The organism is Streptomyces sp. NPDC001927, from assembly GCF_053594455.1.
In genome coordinates this window covers 443886-464991 of sequence record NZ_JBSFEN010000006.1, presented here as the reverse complement: position 1 = coordinate 464991, position 21106 = coordinate 443886, and the positions used below count along the sequence as shown (strand labels likewise).

The 21106-nt window shown below is 70.5% G+C and carries 17 protein-coding genes; 10 read left to right on the top strand and 7 right to left on the bottom strand.

All coding sequences use genetic code 11. From position 1 onward, the window contains the following. The first annotated feature begins 14 nt into the window (after positions 1 to 14). From ACWCO8_RS19335 to ACWCO8_RS19320, 4 genes are all read left to right on the top strand, one after another. Positions 15 to 650, top strand: a complete 636-nt coding sequence (locus ACWCO8_RS19335) for a hypothetical protein (RefSeq protein WP_451033233.1) — start codon at positions 15 to 17, stop codon at positions 648 to 650. 112 nt (positions 651 to 762) lie between these two features. Next, on the top strand, positions 763 to 987 hold the full coding sequence (locus tag ACWCO8_RS19330) for a ferredoxin (protein ID WP_451033337.1): 225 nt from the start codon (positions 763 to 765) through the stop codon (positions 985 to 987). Then, complete coding sequence (locus ACWCO8_RS19325) at positions 944 to 2368, top strand: NAD(P)/FAD-dependent oxidoreductase (protein WP_451033232.1); 1425 nt, start codon at positions 944 to 946, stop codon at positions 2366 to 2368. Before ACWCO8_RS19330 ends, ACWCO8_RS19325 begins: the two co-directional genes overlap by 44 nt. 24 nt (positions 2369 to 2392) lie before the next feature. After that, positions 2393 to 3631 (top strand): cytochrome P450, encoded by a 1239-nt coding sequence (locus ACWCO8_RS19320; RefSeq protein WP_451033231.1) that lies wholly within the window; start codon positions 2393 to 2395, stop codon positions 3629 to 3631. On the opposite strand, the gene ACWCO8_RS19315 is transcribed toward ACWCO8_RS19320, so the two are convergent. Beyond that, positions 3628 to 4623 (bottom strand): formylglycine-generating enzyme family protein, encoded by a 996-nt coding sequence (locus tag ACWCO8_RS19315; RefSeq protein WP_451033230.1) that lies wholly within the window; start codon positions 4621 to 4623, stop codon positions 3628 to 3630. The genes ACWCO8_RS19320 and ACWCO8_RS19315 overlap by 4 nt on opposite strands. A 68-nt stretch (positions 4624 to 4691) precedes the next feature. On the opposite strand from ACWCO8_RS19315, the gene ACWCO8_RS19310 reads away from it, so the two are divergent. From ACWCO8_RS19310 to ACWCO8_RS19300, 3 genes are all read left to right on the top strand, one after another. Further along, positions 4692 to 5261, top strand: a complete 570-nt coding sequence (locus ACWCO8_RS19310; RefSeq protein ID WP_451033229.1) for a PadR family transcriptional regulator — start codon at positions 4692 to 4694, stop codon at positions 5259 to 5261. After that, complete coding sequence (locus ACWCO8_RS19305; protein WP_451033228.1) at positions 5258 to 7021, top strand: sulfatase; 1764 nt, start codon at positions 5258 to 5260, stop codon at positions 7019 to 7021. Before ACWCO8_RS19310 ends, ACWCO8_RS19305 begins: the two co-directional genes overlap by 4 nt. A 165-nt stretch (positions 7022 to 7186) precedes the next feature. After that, on the top strand, positions 7187 to 8554 hold the full coding sequence (locus ACWCO8_RS19300) for an MFS transporter (protein WP_451033227.1): 1368 nt from the start codon (positions 7187 to 7189) through the stop codon (positions 8552 to 8554). A gap of 14 nt (positions 8555 to 8568) precedes the next feature. Here the strand turns inward: ACWCO8_RS19300 and ACWCO8_RS19295 are convergent, their stop codons facing one another. Next, a complete protein-coding gene (locus tag ACWCO8_RS19295) occupies positions 8569 to 9138 on the bottom strand; it encodes a HutD/Ves family protein (RefSeq protein WP_451033226.1) in 570 nt (189 codons plus the stop codon). 231 nt (positions 9139 to 9369) lie between these two features. On the opposite strand from ACWCO8_RS19295, the gene ACWCO8_RS19290 reads away from it, so the two are divergent. Together ACWCO8_RS19290 and ACWCO8_RS19285 are read left to right on the top strand one after the other, a co-directional pair. Further along, on the top strand, positions 9370 to 10506 hold the full coding sequence (locus tag ACWCO8_RS19290) for a PQQ-dependent sugar dehydrogenase (protein ID WP_451033225.1): 1137 nt from the start codon (positions 9370 to 9372) through the stop codon (positions 10504 to 10506). Between the two features lie 69 nt (positions 10507 to 10575). After that, a complete protein-coding gene (locus ACWCO8_RS19285) occupies positions 10576 to 11910 on the top strand; it encodes a geranylgeranyl reductase family protein (RefSeq protein ID WP_451033224.1) in 1335 nt (444 codons plus the stop codon). 46 nt (positions 11911 to 11956) lie between these two features. Here the strand turns inward: ACWCO8_RS19285 and ACWCO8_RS19280 are convergent, their stop codons facing one another. After that, positions 11957 to 13201 carry a PP2C family protein-serine/threonine phosphatase gene (locus tag ACWCO8_RS19280; protein ID WP_451033223.1) on the bottom strand — a complete coding sequence of 415 codons (1245 nt, stop codon included), beginning with the start codon at positions 13199 to 13201 and terminating at the stop codon, positions 11957 to 11959. A gap of 201 nt (positions 13202 to 13402) precedes the next feature. Between ACWCO8_RS19280 and ACWCO8_RS19275 the strand changes: the two genes are divergently transcribed. Continuing rightward, a complete protein-coding gene (locus ACWCO8_RS19275) occupies positions 13403 to 15529 on the top strand; it encodes a SpoIIE family protein phosphatase (protein ID WP_451033222.1) in 2127 nt (708 codons plus the stop codon). 633 nt (positions 15530 to 16162) lie between these two features. On the opposite strand, the gene ACWCO8_RS19270 is transcribed toward ACWCO8_RS19275, so the two are convergent. The 4 genes from ACWCO8_RS19270 to ACWCO8_RS19255 all read right to left on the bottom strand — a co-directional run. Next, positions 16163 to 18196: a S8 family serine peptidase gene (locus ACWCO8_RS19270; protein WP_451033221.1), complete on the bottom strand. Its 2034-nt coding sequence runs from the start codon at positions 18194 to 18196 to the stop codon at positions 16163 to 16165. Positions 18197 to 18763: 567 nt separating this feature from the next. Continuing rightward, positions 18764 to 19066, bottom strand: coding sequence for a hypothetical protein (locus tag ACWCO8_RS19265; RefSeq protein WP_451033220.1), 303 nt, complete (start codon positions 19064 to 19066; stop codon positions 18764 to 18766). A 358-nt stretch (positions 19067 to 19424) separates the two neighbouring features. Next, positions 19425 to 20549, bottom strand: coding sequence for a hypothetical protein (locus ACWCO8_RS19260; protein ID WP_451033219.1), 1125 nt, complete (start codon positions 20547 to 20549; stop codon positions 19425 to 19427). A 348-nt stretch (positions 20550 to 20897) separates the two neighbouring features. Continuing rightward, the coding region (locus tag ACWCO8_RS19255) for a tetratricopeptide repeat protein (protein WP_451033218.1) at positions 20898 to 21106 on the bottom strand (209 nt) is incomplete at its 5' end.

The window sequence follows — 21106 nt, the reverse complement described above, 5'->3', positions numbered from 1 at the left end:
GGAAGCGGGAGACCATGGAGCGGAAGCACGACCGCCTCGCGACGCCGTGGGCCGCCGGGGTGGCGGGGACGGTGTTCGCGATCCTGACGGCCACCGCGATCGTCCTGGTACGCATCGCCGTGCCGAGCGGCGTCGACGGGGCGGAAACCCTGGACGCAGGGCAGCGGAGCGCCGTGCGGACGGCGCTGGAGCTGATCCCGTTCGCCGGGATCGCGTTCCTCTGGTTCATGGGCGCGTTGCGCGAGCAGGCGGGCGAGCGCGAGGACAAGTTCGTCGCCACGGTGTTCCTGGGCAGCGGTCTGGTCTTCGTCGCCACACTGTTCGGCGCCGCGGCGGCGGCCTGGAGCGTGCTCGACGAGGGTGGACAGGGCTCCTCCTTCGGCCGCGATGTCGCCTACGCCCTGCTGACCACCTACGCCATGCGGATGGCGGCGGTGTTCGTCATCACGGCCTCGACCATCGGCCACCGGCTCGGCGTCCTGCCTCGCCCGCTCACCGTCGTCGGCTACCTGGCGGGCCTGACGCTGCTCGTGGTGGGAGCGAACGTGCCCTGGTCGGAGCTGGTCTTCCCGGCCTGGGTGCTCGTTCTCAGCCTGCACAGCCTGTGGGGGCGGCATCCCTCCGCGTCACGGTCCGCCGCCTCGACCTGATCGGGCCGCACCGGTCACTCGGTCGCCCCGCTCCCGTGGCTGTGGCTCTCCCGGCCGACGAGAGTGGGCGCAGGGGGCTCGACCGGGCCATTGGAGAGGAACCGATCCCGTGGTGAGCATTGCCGTCGATCTGAACCGCTGCCAGGGGTACGCGCAGTGCGCGTTCCTCGCACCCGAGATCTTCACCATGCACGGCGACGAGGCGCTGTTGTACGACCCGGACGCCGACGAGGCACTGCGCGACAAGCTGGCCCAGGCCGCCGCGGCCTGCCCCGTGCAGGCCATCCTCGTCGATGCCGTGGACGAGCCGGCCGAGGCGGTGCCCGGTGCTCGGTGACGGGGCCTTGGAGCAGCTCAGACGCGAGGGCCGCATCGTCGTCGTCGGCGCCTCGCTCGCAGGCCTACGGGCCGCGGAGACCATGCGCGCCAAGGGCTTCGCGGGGTCTCTGACGATGATCGGCGACGAGCCCTGCGAACCGTACGACCGGCCCCCGCTGTCCAAGGGCGTGCTGCTGGGCAGGGCGCGCGCCGACCGCACCGCGCTGCCCCGGCTCCGATCCCTCGACGCGACCTGGCGGCTCGGCGTTCCCGCCACCGGCCTGGACATGGCCGCGAGGACGGTGCGGCTGGCCGACGGCGGCGAGGTGCCGTACGACCGGCTGCTGATCGCCACCGGTGTCCGGGCGCGGCCGTGGCCGCGCGAGGAAGAGGCGGAACTCGACGGCGTCTTCGTGCTGCGGACCCGTGACGACGGCACCGCGCTCGCCCGGCGGCTCGACGCGGGACCCAAACGGGTCCTCGTCATCGGGGGAGGGTTCGCCGGCTCGGAGGTCGCCTCCGCCTGCCGCGAACGCGGCATCCCCGTCACCGTCGCCGAACGCGGCGCCGCGCCCCTGGTCGGCGCGCTCGGCGGGGTGATCGCCGCGGTCGCCGCCGATCTCCAGCGCGAGCACGGTGTGGACCTGCGGTGCGGGGTCATGGTGACCGCCCTGGAGGGCGACGCCTCGGGACGGGTCCGCGCCGCGCATCTGTCCGACGGCTCCACCGTCGAGACCGACGTGGTGGTCGTCTCGCTCGGCGCCCTCCGCAACACCGAATGGCTGAACGGTTCCGGGCTCGGCGCCGGGCCCCGCGGCATCGCCTGCGACGCGGGCTGCCGGGCTTTCGACATCCGCGGAATCGTCACCGACGACATCTACGCCGCGGGTGATGTCGCCCGCTGCCCCCATCCCCTGTTCGGGTACCAGTTCCTGTCGCTGGAGCACTGGGGCAACGCCGTCGCCCAGGCCGGGATCGCGGCGCACAACATGCTCAGCGAGAGCATCGACCGGCGACCGCACATGGACGTGCCGGCCTTCTGGTCCTCCCAGTTCGGCGTCAACATCAAGTCGGTCGGAGTGCCGTCGATGGCGACGGAGATCCTGATCGCGCAGGGCTCACTGGACAGCCGTCGGTTCGTCGGGGTCTACGGGTACCAGGGGCGCGTCATCGGTGCCGTCTCCTTCGACCACGGCCGGTGGCTGCCGTTCTACCGGGAACTCATCGAGCGCACCGCGCCGTTTCCGCCGCAGTTCCCGACGGTCGACCGGCACGCGGACGGACAACGGCCGATGGACGCGGACTTCCCCGACCCGTCGATCCCCAGCCACGGCCCCACCGTGACCCTCAGCGGATACTCGCCGGCCGACCGCCGGATGACGTTCACCCCCGCGCACTGACCCGCACGGCCACAAGGACCTGACATGACGCAAACCCTGCTGCACCAGATCCTGGACTACGCCAACCGGGCCGACCCCTACCCGATCTACGAGGAGCTGCGGAGAACACCGGTCCATCACGAGACCGACGGGCCGTACGTGATCAGCACGTACTACGAGATCCGCAGCCTTCTCCACGATCCGAGGATCAGCTCGGACCCCCGCAACCTGGCGTCCGGCAGCGCCGACCCGCTGGCGGAGCCGGCCCCCGAGGAGAGCGCCCTGCCGCCGAGCTTCCTACGGCTCGACCCGCCGGAGCACGACCGGATGCGACGCATGACGAACCGCCACTTCGGACCGCCGCACTCCCCCCACCGGGTCGACGACATGCGCCCGGAGCTCCACGACATCGTCACCGGCCTCATCGACCGTCTCGGCGACCCGGGGCGGATCGACCTGGTGGAGGAGTTCTCCTACCCGTTCCCGGTGACGGTGATCTGCAGGCTGCTCGGAGTGCCGCGCGAGGACGAGGCACGCTTCCACACCTGGGCGGACACCCTCGCCGCCAGCCTGGACCCCGACCCGGACGCCGATCCCGCCGAGCGCGACAAGGGTGCGGCGCACGAGGCCCGGATGCAGCTGGGCATGTACCTCGCCGGCCTGATCGAGGAGCGCCGCAAGAACCCCGGGGACGACATGCTCTCCCAGTTGGCGACGGCGAAGGGCCCGGACGGCCCGATGGCCACGATGGAACTGCTGAGCACGGCTGCGCTGCTCCTGATCGCGGGGCACGAGACCACGGTCAACCTCATCACCAACGGCATGCTGACCCTGCTGCGCCATCCCGACGTCCTTCAGCGGCTGCGCACCGAACCGCGACTGGCCGTGCCCATCGTCGAGGAACTGCTCCGCTTCGAGCCGCCGGTGCAACTACTGCCTGGGCGCACCACCCTCGCCGACATCGAGGTCCGCGGCGTCACCATCCCGAAGGGCTCCAGCCTCTGGCTGGTCGTGGCGTCCGGCAACCGCGACCCGCGGCGCTTCGAGAACCCGGACCGCTTCGACCCGGATCGCCCGGACATCCAGCACCTCGGCCTGGGCAGCGGCATCCACAGCTGCTTCGGTGCACCACTCGCCCGCTTGGAGGCCCAGCTCGCCCTTTCGGAGCTGGCCCGGAGACTGGAGAACCCGCGCCTGCTGGACGACCCGCCCCCGTACCGTCAGAACGCCGTACTGCGCGGGCCGCGCCACCTACGGATCGCCTGCGACGGGATCCGACCCTAGGCCGCCCCGCACGGCCGGCCTCCGGCCGACGGGAGGCGGACCGTGTTCGCGCTGCCCGGGGTCGCCGGGCTGTCCGCCTCCATCGCCGCCGTGCGGAAGCCGCAGTTGCCGCTGCTGGAAGAAGGGGTGTTGGCCGAGCGGGCGGCCACCCGGTAGCGGTGGCAATAGGAGTCGTGGCACAGGTAGGAGCCGCCTCGCACGACCCGGCGGATCCCCTGCTCGGGGCCCTGGGGGTCCTGCCGCGGTGCGTGCGTGTAGGAGTCGGCGGCGAACCAGTCGGCGCACCACTCCCAGACGTTGCCGCTCATCTCGTACAGGCCGAAGTCGTTCGGGGGATAGGAGCGGACCGGAGCGGTGGCCAGCCACCCGTCGGCCCCGGTGTTGGCGTAGGGGAACGGTCCTTGCCAGATGTTGCACCGCCACCGCCCGTCCGGGGTCAGTTCGTCTCCCCAGGGGAACCGCCGGCTCTCGTGCCCGCCGCGGGCGGCGTACTCCCATTCGGCCTCGGTCGGCAGCCGCCGCCCCGCCCACGCGCAGTAGGCCGTCGCGTCGTGCCACGACACGTGGACCACGGGGTGGTCCGGATCGGCTTCCGACAACGGGCCGTGCGGGTGGCGCCAGTCGGCGCCGCGGACCTGGAGCCACCACGGCACCGAGGGATCGGCACCGAGGATGTCGGCCTGCTCGGCCGCGGCGGCGAGGTGGAAGACCGCCGAGTGCCCCTCTCGCTCGGCGACGGTGACGTACCCGGTGGCCTTCGTGAACGCCGCGTACATGGCGACGGTCACCGTCGTGACGTCGATCGAGAACGAGGTGATCCGTACGTCGTGGACCGGGCCCTCCCCGTCGTCGGGGTAGCCCTCACCGAAGGCATCCCCCATGAGGAAGTCCCCACCCGTCAGCCGCTCCTCCTCATGGGCGGGTGGGGCGGTGGCCAGGCCGACCGGACCCGCCCGATGCGAACTTTCCGTTTCCGGCGCGCAACAACGCATTGACGTCTCCCTGTGGCGAGGATATGAATGGCCGCACATAGGAAACATTGCACATAGGAGCGTGGTTCGTGAAGTTGGAGTACGTCCTTCTCTCCTTGCTGGCACAACGGCCCTACAGCGGGTACGACCTGCGCAAATGGCTGGAGACCGAAGGCCAGTTCCTGTGGTCCCGGGCGCACCACAGCCAGATCTACCGGGCGCTGCGCACCATGGAGTCGGGCGGCTGGGTGGTCCACCAGGTCGATCCGCGCGAAGGCCGGCCGGACGCGAAGGTGTACCGGATGACCGAGACCGGGCGAGGGACTCTTCTCGCCTGGGTGCGCTCCCCGTACGAGCCGACCAGCCGGTTCCAGGAGGTCGACTTCGTAGCCCGGTTCTCCATCACGGTCCCCCTGGACCGGGAAGCCGCCGTACGGCTCATCCGCACCGAACTCGCCTACCGGCGCGAGCAGATCGGCCGCAACCGAGGCAGGGACCGCGAGCTCCACTTCGAGGACCCCATGCCCGAACTCGACCAGGAACTCACCCGTCAGGTCCATGAGGAGCTGCACCAGCTCGGGGCCCGGGCTGTCGACCGATGGGTGGAGTGGCTGGAGCGCATGGAGCTGCGTGTGACGGAAGGGAAGTCCATCCGATGAGGGCGATCATGGTGATGTTCGACAGTCTCAACCGGCGGATGCTGCCGCCGTACGGTGGCGACTGGACGCACGCCCCGAACTTCGCGCGGCTCGCCGAGCGGACGGTGACCTTCGACAACGCGTACGCGGGGTCGATGCCGTGCATGCCGGCCCGCCGCGAACTGCACACCGGGAGGTACAACTTCCTGCACCGCAGTTGGGGACCGCTGGAACCCTTCGACGACTCGATGCCCGAGCTGCTGAAGCAGAACGGGGTGTACACGCATCTGGTCAGCGACCATCCGCACTACTGGGAGGACGGCGGCGCCACCTATCACGGCCGGTACAACTCCTGGGAGTTCTTCCGCGGTCAGGAGGGCGACCCGTGGAAGGGGCAGGTGGCCGATCCCGCGATCCCCGAGGACCTGAAACGGATGCGCTCGGCCGTGTACCGGCAGGACTGGGTGAACCGGCCCCACATGGCCACCGAGGACCGGCATCCCCAGACGCTCACGTTCGACGCCGGTCTTGAGTTCCTCCGCACCAACTACGCGGAGGACCGCTGGTTCGTACAGATCGAGACCTTCGATCCGCATGAACCGTTCTTCAGCCACCAGCGGTACAAGGACCTCTACCCGCACGCCTACGAAGGGCCTCACTTCGACTGGCCCGACTACAAGCGGGTGGTCGAGACGGACGAACAGGTCGCGCACGCCGGGTTCGAGTACGCCGCGCTGCTCTCCATGTGCGACCACTCGCTGGGCCGGGTCCTCGACGCCATGGACGAGTACGGGCTCTGGGACGACACCCTGCTCATCGTCAATACGGACCACGGCCTGCTGCTCGGCGAGAAGGGCTGGTGGGGCAAGTCCGTCCAGCCCTGGTACAACGAGCTGGTCCATCTGCCCCTGTTCGCCTGGGATCCACGGTCCGGCGGCGCCGGCGAACGGCGCGACGACCTCGTACAGACCATCGACCTGGCCCCCACGCTTCTGGAGTACTTCGGCGTTGAGCCCCCAGCCGACATGCAAGGCACTCCACTGCCGGTCGCAGGGGACACGGACCTGCGCGAGGCAGGCCTGTTCGGCATCCACGGCGGCCACGTCAACATCACCGACGGCCGGTACGTCTACATGCGCGCGCCGGTCGCCGCCTCCAATGCCCCGCTGATGGAACACACGTTGATGCCGACGCACATGCGGGGCCGCTTCACCCCCGCGGAGCTGGCGGACCTGGAGCTCGCGGAGCCGTTCGGCTTCACCAAGGGCGTCCGCACCCTGCGGTTGCCGGGCCGCACCTTCGTCAACCCGTACCACCACGGCAGCCTGCTGTTCGATCTGCACGACGATCCCGAGCAGCTCAGCCCGCTCGTCGACGACGAGGCGGAGCTGCGGCTCGCGACCCTGCTCGTCGAACTGATGCGGAGCACCGAAGCCCCGCCCAGCCAGTACGAACGGCTCGGACTGCCCGCCGAAGGCCCGGTGACCGGCGCGCACCTGCTGGTACGGGCCCAGCGGGGCCAGGCCGAGAGCGCGGCCGTGCCGCTGCCGCGCGCCGAGGACTACCCGCAGGGACAGCTGTCCCTGCGCACGCCCGTCGCGACGCTCCTCGGCGACCCGGTGGCGCTGGAGATCCTCACGCGGCACCTGCCGGGGATCGCCGACTCCGAACTGCTCCAGTTCCTGGGGCCGACCCCGCTGATCGACATCGCCGCGATGGCCGGCGGCATGCTGCCCGCCGAGAAGCTCCGTCTGGTCGCCGAGGAGCTCGCGAAGCTCTGACGCGTCGGGGGGTACGGAAGACCGGTGCGCAAGGCCGGTATGCGGTGGCCCTCATGCGAGGCGAGCCGTACGCAATACCGGTGACGGGGCGGCAACCCCGTCACCGGCTGACACCCCTCTCTCACAACTCCTGCGAAGAACGATGCGAAGAAAAGAGGTGGCGTGATGCCCGAGCTTATCGAGCAACCTGCCAGAACCACGAAGGACCCGGCCGGCACCACGGTGAAGGGCCGCTGGCGGCAGCTCTCCCTGCTCGGCGGTGCCCTGCTCGTCGACAACACCGAGGCGAGCCTGATCAGCGGCCTGTTCCCGGTGATCCGGCAGGCGCTCGGCGTCTCGCTCGGCGCGCTCGGCATCCTGACGGCCGCCGGGAAGATCGTCGGCGTACTGGCCGGCCCGCTGTGGGTCTGGGTCGCCCAGCGCTGGTCCCGCAAGGGCGTCCTCGTCCTGGCCACCGGGTTCTGGGGAGCCTTCGGCATCGCCGCCGGATTCGCCCAGAACTTCACCCAGCTCCTCGTCCTGTGCACGATCCTCGCGGCCGGCTACGCGGCCGCCGGACCGATCGCCACCGAGGTCGTCGGAGACCTCTTCGACAGCAAGACCCGAGGCCGCGCGATCGGCATGCTCTACGGCGGCCTCGCCCTGGCGTCCTCGGTCTTCGCCGCTTTGAAGGGGCAGCTCGCGGGGGTCGAGGACGGCTGGCGATGGGGCCTGTGGACGATCGGGGCGATCAACGTCCTGTTCGGCATCGCCCTGTGGATCTGGCTGCGTGACCCGGGGCGCGGAGCGTCGGAGCACCAGCTCGCCGACCTCGACCGCACGGTGCGCGAGAACCAGGCCAAGGTGACCCGCCGACAGGTCAGGGACCTGTTCCGCATCCCCAGCTTCGTGATCCTCCTCGGCTCCAGGCTGCTGTCCGGCCATCTCCTCGTGGGCACGTTCGGCGTGATCTTCCTCGTCGACGTGTACGGCTTCTCCACTCAGGTGGCGTCCATCGTGCTGCTCCCGATGGGGATCGGATACTTCGGCGGCACGCTGCTGGGCGGTGTCCTGGCCGACTGGTCCTCCCGGCGCAGCCCGCGACACGGCCTGGTAGCCGTTCTTCAGGTCGCTCAGTTCGCCTTCGGGTTCGTCGCGTACTTCGGCACCCAGGTCGACTACGGCGGCATCGGGCTGTTCGCCCTCTTCTTCGCCCTCATGGGCCTCACCCAGGGCGTCAACCCGGGCGTCAACCGGCCGATGGTCATGGCCATCACGCCGCCCGAACTCCGCGGCGCCGCCTTCGCGGTCTACATCACCGTCTTCGAAGCCATCGCCTGGGCCGCGTTCAGCCTCGGCGCCGGCTTCCTCGGTGACGCCGTCGGCCTGCGGGTGGTCTTCCTCTGGGTCCTCGTCGTCCTGATGGGGGTCAACGGAGCCGTGCTCACCCTCCTGTACCGGACGTACGCCAAGGACGTCACCCGCGTCCAGCAGGAACTGGACCGGCGCCGGACCGAAGCCCTCGCCGAGGAAGGCCTACATCGGGGAGCCTGAGCGCGCCCGCGTGGTCATCCCACTGGCGCGATGTCGGCCCACAGGGCGGCGGCGTCGGGTGAGAGCGGTGCGGCCGCTCCGCCCGGCGCGTTGTCGTCTCGGTCCCACCACAGGCCCTGGCCGGCCGTCAGGACAGACCCGTCCGTGCGCGTCCGCCAGTGGCCGTGCAGCACATAGAGCACCCCGGCGTGCCCGGCGGGCGGCACGACGGGGCCGGCGACCTGGTCCACGCGGATGGTCCAGCGGCCGCGCCGCACCATGATGTTGAGTACCCGGCAGGCGCCGCCGGACAGTTCGGCGGTCAGCACGTCGTCCCCGGAGAACGCGAACGGCTCGCCCGCGCGCGACAGCAGCCGGTCGAACACCCCGGGACAGATCAACCGCACGCCGTCGCCTGCGAGCAGGGTGAGTGTTCGGTCGACGCTCGGGAACGTCGAGAACGGTCCGTCACCGTCGATGTCGGCGACGCTCGCGCGCCATCCGAACTCCTCCGTGCCCGCCGGCCACGCGGCGATCTCCCTGGTCGCGCCCCCGCCGTTGCGCCACCGGCCCGCGGTCAGTGTCTCGACATCGAAGCGGTGCATGGGCGGGCTCCCTGGGGGTGTGCGGTACGCGTGTGGATCATATGGGGCCACATCCACTCCGTCCCTCGCGTGTGCTTGGCCTATACCAATTGCTCGGGTCCCAGTAGTCTCCTCCGTGGCCAGTGGTACGGACTTCCCCCCACCCCGGTTGTGCGCTGGCGCGGGCGACGCCGACTTACTACCGCCTCGAGCAGCCGGGTGCCCCCGTTCGCCGCCTCCAGGAGGATCACGGTGAAAGTTCGCACGACAAGCTCGGCGATCATCGGCGCCGTCTGCCTCGTCGCCTCCCTCGCCCTGAGCACAGCGTCCGCAGAAGACCGCGCACCCCGGCACAAGGTCGCCAAGATCGCGCTCACCAAGGTGGCCACGGCACAGAACCCGATCGCAGGGGCCGCCGGTCCCGGCGGCAAGGTCTGGATCGCCGAGCGGGCCGGTACGGTCCGGGTGTTGGGCGACCAAGGGCTCGGCGAGCCCGTGCTCGACATCTCCGCCGAGACCACCACCGACGGTGAACGCGGCCTCCTCGGCATCGCGTTCGACAACGCACGCGCGCACTTCTACATCTCGTACACGAATCTCGAAGGCACCAGCACCATCGACGAGTTCGCCGTACGGAACGGCAAGCTGCGGCCGGAGACCCGGCGCACCGTCCTCACCCAGACGCAGCCGTACTCGAACCACAACGGCGGCGACATCAAGTTCGGGCCCGACGGATACCTCTACATCGCGTTCGGCGACGGCGGCGCGGGCGGCGACCCGCATGGGAACGGGCAGAACCTCGACACGCTGCTCGGCAAGATGCTGCGGATCGACCCGCGCGGTGGCACGCCGTACGCGATTCCTGCGGACAACCCGTTCGTGAACGACCCGAACGCGAAGGACGAGATCTGGGCCTACGGGCTGCGCAACCCCTGGCGGTTCTCCTTCGACTCGAGCACCGGCGACCTGCTCATCGGCGACGTCGGCCAGAACGACTGGGAGGAGATCGACTGGGCGCCGGCGCGCGACAAGGGCGGCGAGAACTACGGCTGGTCCCAGATGGAGGGCAACCATCCCTTCCGGGGCGGCACGGAGCCGGCGAACCATGTGCGCCCGATCCACGAATACGCCCGCGGCGGCCTCGGGTGCGCGGTGACCGGCGGATTCGTCTATCGAGGGGACGCGATCCCGGCGCTGAAGGGCCAGTACGTGTTCAGCGACTACTGCGACGGCACCCTCCGCTCGCTCCAGATGAAGAACGGCAGGGTGACCGCGGTGAACGACCTCGTCGTCAACGCCGGCGAGGTCGTCTCGTTCGTGCAGGGCCGCAAGGGCGAGTTGTACGTGCTCGCGCAGGGCGGCACCATCGCCCGCATCGACCCGGCGTAGCGTCCCGCGCCGTGCCGGTTCGGCCGTGCCACGCGTTCCACCGACGCCCACCCTGGGCATAGTGGTGGGGTGATCACCAAAAGTGGCGAGGCCGGCGACGGCCGCGACGCCGGCAGGTCGGGTCCTGAAGGCGCCGGTGACGAAGAGGCACAGGTCATCGTGGTGGGGGCGGGGCCGGCAGGTTCCGCCGCCGCCGTGCACCTCGCGAGAGCGGGCGTGGACGTGCTGCTCCTGGAGAAGTCCGGTTTCCCCCGGGAGAAGGTGTGCGGCGACGGCCTGACACCGCGCAGCGTGTACCAGTTGGTGCGGATGGGCATCGACATCGACGCACCGGGGTGGATGCGCAACAAGGGCATGCGCTGGGTCTGCGGCGGCCACCAGGCGGAGATCGACTGGCCGCGCCTGGGTGCCCTTCCCGATTTCGGACTCACCCGCAGCCGGCACGACTTCGACGACCTGCTCGCCGCGCACGCCCGCGCCACGGGAGCGCGTCTCCGTACCCACGTGAAGGTGACGGGCCCGCTGACCGACCGGGCGGGACACGTCATTGGCGTGTCCGCCTCCCGCGGACCGGAGCAGGAGCCGGTCCGCTACCGGGCGCCGTTGGTGATCGCCGCCGACGGCGCCTCGGCCCGTACGACTCTCGGCCTCGGGTTCGAACGGGACGACAGGAGGCCCGTCGCAGCCGCTGCCCGACGGTACTACCGCAGTGAGGCCCGTACGCACGACCCCTACCTGGAGCTCTGGGCCGACCTGCGCTGTCCTCGTACCGGACGGGACCTGCCCGGATACGGATGGGTGTTCCCCCTGGGCGACGGGCGGGTCAACGTGGGCCTCGGTGTCCTGCCGCAGCAACGGCGGCGCAGGCCGGTGGACCTGCGAGCGACCCTGGACCACTGGCTGCCCCGCCTGCCCGCGGACTGGGGGCTGGACGAGGAGACCGCCGACTCGCCCCTGCGCAGCGCGCCGCTGCCGATGGGACTGAACCGACGCCCGCAGTACCGGCGGGGCGTGCTGCTCGTGGGCGACAGCGCCGGCATGGTCAGTCCGTGGAGCGGCGAGGGCATCGCCCAGGCCATGGAGGCCGCCGAGGTGGCGGCGGACATCATCGCCCTGGCACTGGCCCGCCCGGCAGGACCGCGCCGGGAACACGCATTGCACCAGTACCCGGCCGAGATCCGGCGCCGATGGGCGCGCTACTACCGGCTGGGCAACGTCGCCGGGGACCTGGTCTTCTCGCGCTACGGCTTCCGGCCCGTCCTGCACCCCCGTGTGATGGCCTCACCCCACGCACTGCGCACCCTGGCCCGCCTGCTCACCCACGTGACCGATGAGCCCGCACAAGACACCATCGACGCCGTCCTCCACGGCCTGCTCCGCCTCGTCCCCACTCCACGGAGGTAGACCGCGTGTGGGTGCCGTACGCGTCCGGTGCCGGCGGCCCGCGGGATCAGACCCGGACGATGACGAGGGCGATGTCGTCGCGGGCTCCGCTCGCGACGCCGAGGCGGGCGAGCAGCGCGTCGGCCAGCTGATCCGGGTCGAGGCCGGCGAGGTCGCCCAGGGCGGTGGTGAGCCGGTCCAGGCCGGTGTCGATGTCCTCGTCGCGGCGCTCGATCAGTCCGTCGGTGTAGAGGACGAGGGTGTCGTCCGCGCGGTAGGAGGTGCCGGCCTGCGGCCGGGGAACGTGCTCGGGTCTCGCTCCCAGCGGCGGGTCGGTGGCCTGGTCCAACAGCTCGCACGTGCCGTCCCCGTGCAGCAGCACCGGCGGCGGGTGCCCCGCACTGGAGTAGACGAGCAGCTTGGAGCGGGTGTCCACGAGGACGCTGACCGCGGTCGCGGCCAGCGCGCCCTCCACGGAGCGGGCGTACATGCCCAGCACTTCCAGGGCCCCGGCCGGCCCGGCCACCGCCCGACTGGCCGCGGACAGCGCGCTGCGGAGCATGCCCATGACGGTGGCCGCCTCAAGGCCGTGCCCGACGACGTCGCCCACGGCGACGCTGAACCGCCCCTCGGCCAGGTCGACGGCGTCGTACCAGTCGCCGCACACGTTCAGCGAACCGACCGCCGGCAGATAGCGCACCGCCACGTCACTGTGCCGCGCCAGGTCCGGGGAGTGCAGCATCGCTTCCTGCAGGGTGACGGCGACCTCCCGCTCCCGGGCGTGCGCCGCCCGTAGCTGCTCGTTCAGCCGCTGCAGCTCCCGCGCGCGGGCATACAGCTCGGCCTCCATCCCCTCCTCACGCTCCGTGATCCGCCGCCCCTCAGTCCGGCCCCGGAACCGGCGGGACCGCATGAACGCCGTCACGTCCTCCACGCGGTGGATGATCCACGCGACCCGCCCGTCCGCGTTCTTGACCGGGGTGTTCACGGGGGACCACCAGCGTTCCTCGAACACACCGGGCTGCGAGGCGACGGGGATGTCGTACTTCTGCACCGCCATGGTGTCGGCCTCACCGGTGGCCAGCACCCGCCCCAGCGACGCCCCGAGGTTCTTCACCCCGTCCGCGCCCGGGTCGGCGGGATTGTCGGGGAACGCGTCGAACACGTGCTGCCCGAGCAGATCGTCCCGGGTGCGGCCGGTCGCCCGCAGGTACGCCTCGTTGACGTCCACGATCACCAGATCCGGTGCCAGCACCAGATACGGGCTGGGCGTCGCGGCGAACAACGCACCGTGGTCGATCTCCGGCCTCACAGACCTTCCGATCCTCGTCCTGAGAGAGGCCCCCTCCGACCAGCGTACGCAGCGCTCCGACCGACCGCGCCTCAGCAGGCCCGTCCGGCGGGCCCGGGCCGCCATCACCCGGCCACTCCACTGCGGTGGCCGGGTGGGTGGGGTGGGCGTTGCATGGGAGGCAGTGCGATCCACCCGTCTCGTCGAATGGGCGTTCACACAGTGGCTGGTGAAGATCACCCGGACAGCCGGTCCGTCCCCGAGGGGCTGGAGGGCGCTGTGCTGGACGCGCTCTTCTCCCAGTCGCCCCTGGGCCTGCACGTCTACGACCGGGAGCTGCGTCTGGTACGGGTGAACACGGCGGCCCGGTTGATACCGGAGTTCCCGGTCGACCGGTTGCTCGGCCGTACGCTGCCGGAGATCGTGCGGGCCTTCGACATCACCGAGCCCGCGGCCGTGGAACGGGCCGCTCACCGGGTGCTGGAGACCGGGGTGCCCGAGCTCGACCTGACCGTCCGGTTCCGCGACCGCCGTGTCCCTCCGGTCGAAACCGTCCTCTCGGTGTCCGCGTTCCGCCTGCAGCGGGCCGACGGCACCGTACTGGGGCTGGCCACCGCGCTGACCGACATCACCGCCCGGGTGCGGGCCGAAGCGGAGGTGCGCCTGCAGAACGAGGCGGCCGCGCGGATCGGAACCACGCTCGACATCTTCCGTACGGCGGCCGAGTTCTGCGAGGTCGTCTCACCGGCTCTGGCCGACACCGTGACCGTCGACGTCTACGACGTGGTCATGGGCGGCCGGGCTCCCCTCGCGGACGCTCTCGACCGGGATCAGACCGTGCGACGCGTGGGATACCGCTCGGTCGCCGGACCGGACCAGCAGGGCGTCCCCGCCGTCGGCGAGGTGGACGTGTATCCACCCGGCACGCCGTACCGAACCGTCCTGGACACCCTGGCCCCGCAGCTGATCCGACGGCTGCGCCCGGACGCCCCCTGGCTCGATCCCCGACATCGGCGGTACTCCCGGATCCTGAGCGCGGGCGCGCATTCCATGCTGCTGGTTCCGATCCGCGCGCGGGGAGTGGTGCTCGGCCTGGCCTGTTTCTACCGTTGGCGCGAACCGGCTCCGTTCGACGACCGGCATCTGAGGCTCGCGCAGCAGCTCACCACGCTCGCGGGACAGTGCTTGGACAACGCTCGCCTCTACGGGCGTGAGCGCTCGGCCGCCCGCATCCTGTCCGGTGGATTCGCCCAGGCACAGGCATCAGTCGTGACGGCCGTCGAGCTCGCCCGCACCCACCTGCCGGTCGGCACGGGCGGCGGCTGGTCCGACGCCATCGCCCTCTCCGGGGCCAGGGTCGCCCTCGTGGCCGGGGACACCACGTCCGGGACTTCGTGTCCGGCGGCGATGAGCGAGCTTCGCGCGGCGATCGAGGCACTGGCCGACCTCGACCTGCCGCCGGACGACATCCTCCAGCGTCTTCACGACCTCGCCAGTCGCCCGAGCACCCCGCCGGACACGGCCGCACCCGACAGCGGCGACGGAACGCCCGCCACCTGCCTCTGCCTCGTCTACGATCCGGTCACCCGCCTGTGCACCGCGGCGAGCGCGGGACACCCGTCACCGGTTCTGGTGCATCCGGGCGGCGCCGTCGAACTGCTGGATGTCGCGGCCGGACCGCCTCTCGGGCAGGGCCTCGCGGAGTACGCGCTCACGGAACGCGTCCTGCCCGAAGGGAGCACCCTGCTGATCTGCAACACCGCTCTGCTGACCGCGGCCGGCGGCCGCGAGTCGCTGCTGAGTCGGTTGACCGACCTGTTCGCCGAACCGCAGCCCTCACTTCAGGCCGCGTGCGAGAGGTCTGCCGAGGCCCTCGCGCCCGAGCAGCCGCTTCGCGACGCCTATCTGTTGCTGGCCCGCACCCGCACGCTGGGCGACTCCCGGACGAAGGCGTGGACGTTCCCCAACAGTCCGGAGAGCGCCGGCCAGGCGCGCAGGAGAGCCGTGGACCAACTCGCGGAATGGGGACTGGCCCAGGACGTCATCGACGACACCGCCCTCGTCGTCAGTGAGCTGGTCACCAACTCCGTGCGCTACGCGAAAGGTCCGATCCAGTTGCGCCTCATCCACGACGGCACGCTCGTGTGCGAGGTCACCGACGACAGCAGCGCCAGTCCGCACCTTCGCCGCGCCCTGAACACGGACGAGAACGGCCGGGGCCTGTTCATCACCGCCCACCTCACCCAGCGCTGGGGCGTGAGGCCCACAGGACGAGGCAAGACCCTCTGGGCGGCACGCACCCTCACAACACCTCCGCCCCTCGACCACGCCCCCGCTGCCGAGGCGTGACGTGGATGAGGCTGCCGAGAGGCGCCTGACCGGCAAAACCCCTCAGGCGCCTCTCTTTGTGCTCCTAGAAGAACCCGAGCTTCTTCGGTGAGTAGCTGACCAGCAGGTTTTTCGTGTGCTGGTCGTCCGTTTCCCGCGCGAAGAGCAAGCGCCCTTGCCGCCGGTGACCTCCTGCGGCTGTGGGGGGCGTTGCCTGAGGAAGGCAACGCCCTTTCCCTGCACGGGACGTCATTGCTCGGGAAGAACACCTGAGCTTCCTGGGGGAGTAGCTGACCAGCACGTTCTTCGGCCACGGCCGAGGTGCGCTGCCGCGTCCCGGAACGCGTGCCGCGATCCACGTGCGCCGGCTCCTGACACGTCGCCCTTGCGGCGACGAGCCAATTGATCGCCGACGTAAGGCTGTTGGCGATCCCGGTGGGAGCTCCTGCCGTGGCGATCGTTTCGGCCGCGGTGTCGCACCAGCCCAGGATGACCGAGGCGGGCTGGTGCGGGTGAGGCGGTCTCAACGGGGCCGCTGAGGCAACGGTCGGCGGGGGCGGACGCGGAGAGTGTCACCGCGGCCGACTGCTGTCTGCGCCCCGGCCTCGGCGTCCTGGCCCGACCGAACGGGCCGGGACATTGCCCGCATGTGCTTCAGAGAATGCGCCAGGCGACGGCGTAGGGCTGGGCGAACAGAGTGATCCGGTGAGCGCTCACGACGACCTCGGTCTCTCCGGAGGGGATGTCTCGCCAGTGGACCTGCTCGACGTTGTTGACGCGGTCGAAGCCGGAACCCGTGCCCATGTTGCCGTGGCGTTCCTGACCGTCCGCCCGGACGATCAGGTCGAGGTCGTTCTGCAGGGCTGCCCCCGGGGGGTCGGTCCAGACGAGGGTCACCTTCAGCGTGCGGGCCGCTCCCTCCGGAATGGTGATGACGAAGGTGCGCTCCTCTCCCTGGTCCAGTTCCTTGGCGTCGGTGAAGCCCGCCCGGCCGGCGTCGGTCGGCAGGACGACGGCACGCTTGAGGTTGACGAGGCCGAAGCCGGAGTTGTTGTTCGGCGACGGGCCCGCCTCGGTGGGGACGTACTGACCGGCCAGTTCGTCGGCGCCGTTGATCAGCATGGCCTTGATGAGCGCGGCGCTGGGCTTCGGGGTGCCGTTCTTCACAAGCGTCTCGCGCAGCACCGCCACACAGCCGGCCACCAGCGGGGTGGCCATGCTGGTACCGCTGATGAAGGAGAACGCGGGGTCCGTGGAGACACCGAAGTCCGTGATCGCCGGCGCCAGCCGAGAGCGGGCGGACAGGATCGACGTACCGGGGGCGACGACATCGGGCTTGAAGCGTCCCTCCTGGGACGGGCCCCGGCTGCTGAAGGCCGCCATCCCGCGGGGGTTGTCCGCCATCTTGTCGCCGTTGATCGGCGGGACCGGCCAACGGAACTGTCCGCCCTTGAGCTGACCGTACGTCTTGGCGATCTCGGGCCGGTGGCCCTCGCTTGCTCCCACGGTGAGGACGTTCTTGGCCGCGGTCTCCCCGCTGACGGACCTCATGTTGATGCGTCCGTCCCCGTCCTGGTCCGTACCGGAGTTGCCCGCGGCGAAGAGGATGACGAAGTCCTTGTTGTCCCAGACCATCCGATCGGCCTCTTTGGCGGCCTGGTTGTAGGGCAGCCCCGGGGTGACAGGGCCCCACGAATTGGTGTGGATCCGCGCTCCGTCCTCCAGGAAGGGCGGTTCGAACAGCTCGCGGAGGTTGTTCGGGATGCCGGAGAGAAAGCCGTCCTCGTCCATCACGGACTGCAGGACCAGTCTCGCCTCCGGAGCCGTTCCGGTGACGGGTTCGCCCATCACCGCCGACGTACCGTCGCCGAGGACCGAGCCCGCCACATGGGTGCCGTGCCCGTCGGGGTCGTCCGTTCGCGGGGGGCTCGTCCGGCCCAGGGCGACGAGCCGCTTGACCCGGCCGGTGAAGGCGGGGTGCACATTGGTGTTCAAGCCTTTGTCGAAGCCGGTGTCGGCAACGCACACGATCTGGCCCTCGCCCCGGAACTTCGTGCCGTTGAGTGACACGTGGGCGTTGAGCAGGGTGCCCGAGACCGTGTTGTACAGGACCCGCTCGGGGACCTCCTCGATCTGCTTCACCTCGTCGAGCGAAGCGAGGGCGGACAGGTCCTCATCACGGACCGTGATGCGGACCTTCTCGCCGTCGGGCTGTACGTCGCCATGGCTGACTCCGGCCGCCGCCGCGATCCGGTCCCGCAGTCCGTCCTCGCTCATGTCGACGTCCTCGTGCAGGACGATGTCGACGAGGCGGGGTCGCGGACCCCCACCGCCCAGAGGCTCGGTCAGTTCGGAGACGCCCGTGCGCAGCCGGGTCGACCGGAGAGACTGGCCGATCTTGAAGCCCTTGAGGTACACGTCCGCCCAGGCCACGAAGGGCAGTGCGCGTACGGCGTCCAGATCGCTCGGCCGGTAGCCGCACAGATAGGTGTCGTCCGGAACGTATTCCTGGATCACCACGCCGAGTGCCGAGAGTTGTTCCTTCTCTTCGGCTGTGGGTGGGTGTGTGGTCTGCACGAGCAGATAGTTGGACGCGGAGGCGTCCTCGGACACCAGCGATGCGGCGACCATCTCCTCGGACTGGACCAGTGGGTCCACCGTCACGCCGTTGATGGTGATACGGGCCATGCCGAACTCCCGGAGGGTGTGGGGGATGCTGACTGGCGCGCACCCGGCAGCAGTGGCGCGCCCCGGCGCAGGCCGCGCCGATGCCCACATGGCCGAAGCCCGTCTGGACCGATGGCACGCCGGGCTGCGTGGTTGTTCCGTTCGGCGATCACGCTAGGCGGGCGACCGTTCCCCTGCACTCCGAGCCCGCCCGGAGGCCCCCATCCGGGCTCGGCATTGCTCCGGCAGGGCGCTCGACAACAGCGCCGGCCTGGGCCTCCACGCCTGCGCGGGGCATGGTCCGTGGTGTCCTGGGGCCGTGGGGCAGAACCCTTCCCTGCCAGGGGAAGCACCGTGAGGGTGGCACCACGTGCTCTTTCGCACCCTCGGGAAGATCGCAGAGCGGACCGTGACGACTGATTCGCAGAGTTCCGGCCGGCCGACAATCGTTGACTCGTGTGGCCACTGCCATGCCGGCGCGGGCCGTTCCCGTACCTGTGGGCGTTCAACCAGAACGCGGGGGCTCGTGAGCCTGAGGAGGAGTGGCGGAGTGCCCGGCAAAGGGCGCCTGCCGGGTGAAAGCCAGGGTCAGGCGCCTCCTTTGGGCTGCCCGAGCCGCATCGACCGCCACTGCGTCACATCGGTGTTGTGGCGGTGGGCGTTGACGTGGGCGATGAAGAAGTCGAAGTGCTCCTCCGCGCGGATTCCCCGTCGGCCTTCGGGCTGCCGGCCAGCGTGTCGTGGGGGAGGGCGGGCGGTGGCGAACAGGTGGGTGGGGTGCCAGGAGAGCGCCTCCAGCACGGCGACCGCCTGGGCGACGGGCTCGGTGATCCACCACAGCCTCTCTCCCTCGCCACCTTCGCCAGGATCATCGGAGGCCGGTATACCCACAACCCTGCGGTGTCTCTTCTCGCCGCAGGGCGGGAAGAAGAGACACCGCCAGACCCCTCCACAAACGGCAGGAGCACCGCCCCGTGGCCGACAACAACCCGCGCCCTGGCACCCGCACCGCCCTCCTCAAGGCCGCCCTGGCCGCCGCCGCCAAGTGAGCGGGTACCCGCCGCAGGCCCGGTCGCTGGTTGGGTGTGACTCCCACTTCGCTCCCCGTAGCCCTTCGGACGCTCACGCCTGTTGCGCCATCACCGGATCGGGCGATGGTGGGCCGCGTGGCCGGATGGAGCCCGCCGGCAGCCCCTGTCCGAGGCGTCGGAGGTCCGGCGGCGGACTGACCGACGGGCGACCGCGAGCGTCAGACCATTCGCTCGAAGCGCGACAGGCACGAGTGGGCCGCCTTCTCCGTGACCCCGAGCGCCTCCGCGACCTCCGGCAACTGTGTGTCCTCCTGAGCGACGATTCGAGCCACGTACGGGGCGAACGAGGTGACCACCTGCTCCATCTCCCTGGCAGCGCGGAGCGCGGTCAGCGGCTGATCGTCCACGAGCTCGTCGAGGAGCTTGCGCAGCTGCGCCAGTGCCTCCGTTACAGCCTCGGGCAGGGGGACCCGTAGGGCCGCCACCTGGTCCATGTGGGCGGACCAGTTCGCAAGCGGGCCGGACGTGTCGTGCAAGTCCCGGCCGTCCTCGCGGACCTTCTCCCAGTCGAGGACGTAAATCTCCTCGCCGCGCCAGCCACACGCGCACCGCGCCCGCAGGGACACCGCCGTCGGCCGGCGCATCTCGCCGTCGTAGTGGTACCACGACGTCGACTCGTGGAAGTCGGCCCTGCTGCCCGTGTCGAAGTAGACCGGGCCCGGCTCGCTCCCGTCGGCCAGCAGCGCGCCGACTTCGCCCTCGTGCGACTCGAACCCCTCACGTTGCCAGCTCACCGAGCCACCCCTGCCCCGCATCGTCTCGTGAGGCCCTCGGCCGGGGCCTCTGCCCTCACGATGCGGAACCGGGCGGGAGCCCCGCAGCCGAATCCCGACATATTCCGCAGGCAGGGGATGCGCGGCTAAGAGCGTGTGCCCCCGGCCGTCGGGTAAGGCAGACTTCCGGCGCCGCGAGGTCGCCGCCTTCGGGGCCGTCTTCTGGGCCGTGGCCTCCTTGGCGGCCGTCTCCTTCGCGGACGCCTTCTTCGCCGTGGTCTTCTTCGTTGGCATCTCGTGCAGGGTCGCGGGCCCACCACTCTCGCTCCGTGCCTGCTTCGCCCTGGCGACGGTATCCTCCAGCGCGGCCATGAGGTCGACGACCTGCCCGGCTGGTGCGGCCTCCGCGCCCTCGGGGGCGGCCGGGGCGCGATGCTCGGCCTTCGCCTCGATCACCTCGACCAGCGCCTCCCGATACTGGTTGGTCAGCTCCAGCTCGTCGAGGCTGTCTACGGAGAGCACATCCATCAGCGTCATCGCCTCGGCGAGCTCCTGCTCGGTCAGGTCCACCGAGCCTGGCTCTACTAGGGCCGACCATCTGGGCCCAGCCGAGGAATACCGCACCCCCACCTAGGCCGTTTGCCGGTCTTGAGGTCGCGGACGCGGCGGATCATCGTGGCGAGGACGTCGGCGAGCTCGGGGCCAGCTGCCGTTCTGGAGGGACCACCCGAGGGCGGCCGAGGGACTGGACAACAGGAGGTGGGCCACGTCGCCAGACTGCGGATGAAGAGCACCTTGGCCGGCAACGCGCTTTGGAACTTGCTCAGGGAGGTGCCGATCACGCCGTTCCCGGAGCCCGGGCTTCCGCGTCTGCCTGAACATGTGCCTGGGTTACGGGGGTAGTTGGCCTCATTCTGCCTAAAGGTCGGGCTGCCGCCGTTGTCCTGCGATGGCGAGGCTGTTCTGGGCGGTGAGAGTGTTGGGGTGGTCGGGGCCGAGCAGCCGCTCACAGTCCGTGACTACGCGCTCCAGCAGGTCGATGGCTTCGCGGATGCGGTCCGCCTGCCAATACGAAGTGGCCAGGTTGTGTCGTGCAGCGAGGGCGTTGGGGTGGTCGGGGCCGAGCA

Excerpts from the sequence above, each read along its gene's own strand:
- ACWCO8_RS19335 (WP_451033233.1), top strand. The coding sequence starts at position 15 with ATGGAGCGGAAGCACGACCGCCTCGCGACGCCGTGGGCCGCCGGGGTG.
- ACWCO8_RS19325 (WP_451033232.1), top strand. The coding sequence starts at position 944 with ATGCCGTGGACGAGCCGGCCGAGGCGGTGCCCGGTGCTCGGTGACGGG.
- ACWCO8_RS19320 (WP_451033231.1), top strand. The coding sequence starts at position 2,393 with ATGACGCAAACCCTGCTGCACCAGATCCTGGACTACGCCAACCGGGCC.
- ACWCO8_RS19295 (WP_451033226.1), bottom strand. The coding sequence starts at position 9,138 with ATGCACCGCTTCGATGTCGAGACACTGACCGCGGGCCGGTGGCGCAAC.
- ACWCO8_RS19315 (WP_451033230.1), bottom strand. The coding sequence starts at position 4,623 with ATGCGTTGTTGCGCGCCGGAAACGGAAAGTTCGCATCGGGCGGGTCCG.
- ACWCO8_RS19270 (WP_451033221.1), bottom strand. The coding sequence starts at position 18,196 with ATGGCCCGTATCACCATCAACGGCGTGACGGTGGACCCACTGGTCCAG.
- ACWCO8_RS19305 (WP_451033228.1), top strand. The coding sequence starts at position 5,258 with ATGAGGGCGATCATGGTGATGTTCGACAGTCTCAACCGGCGGATGCTG.
- ACWCO8_RS19300 (WP_451033227.1), top strand. The coding sequence starts at position 7,187 with ATGCCCGAGCTTATCGAGCAACCTGCCAGAACCACGAAGGACCCGGCC.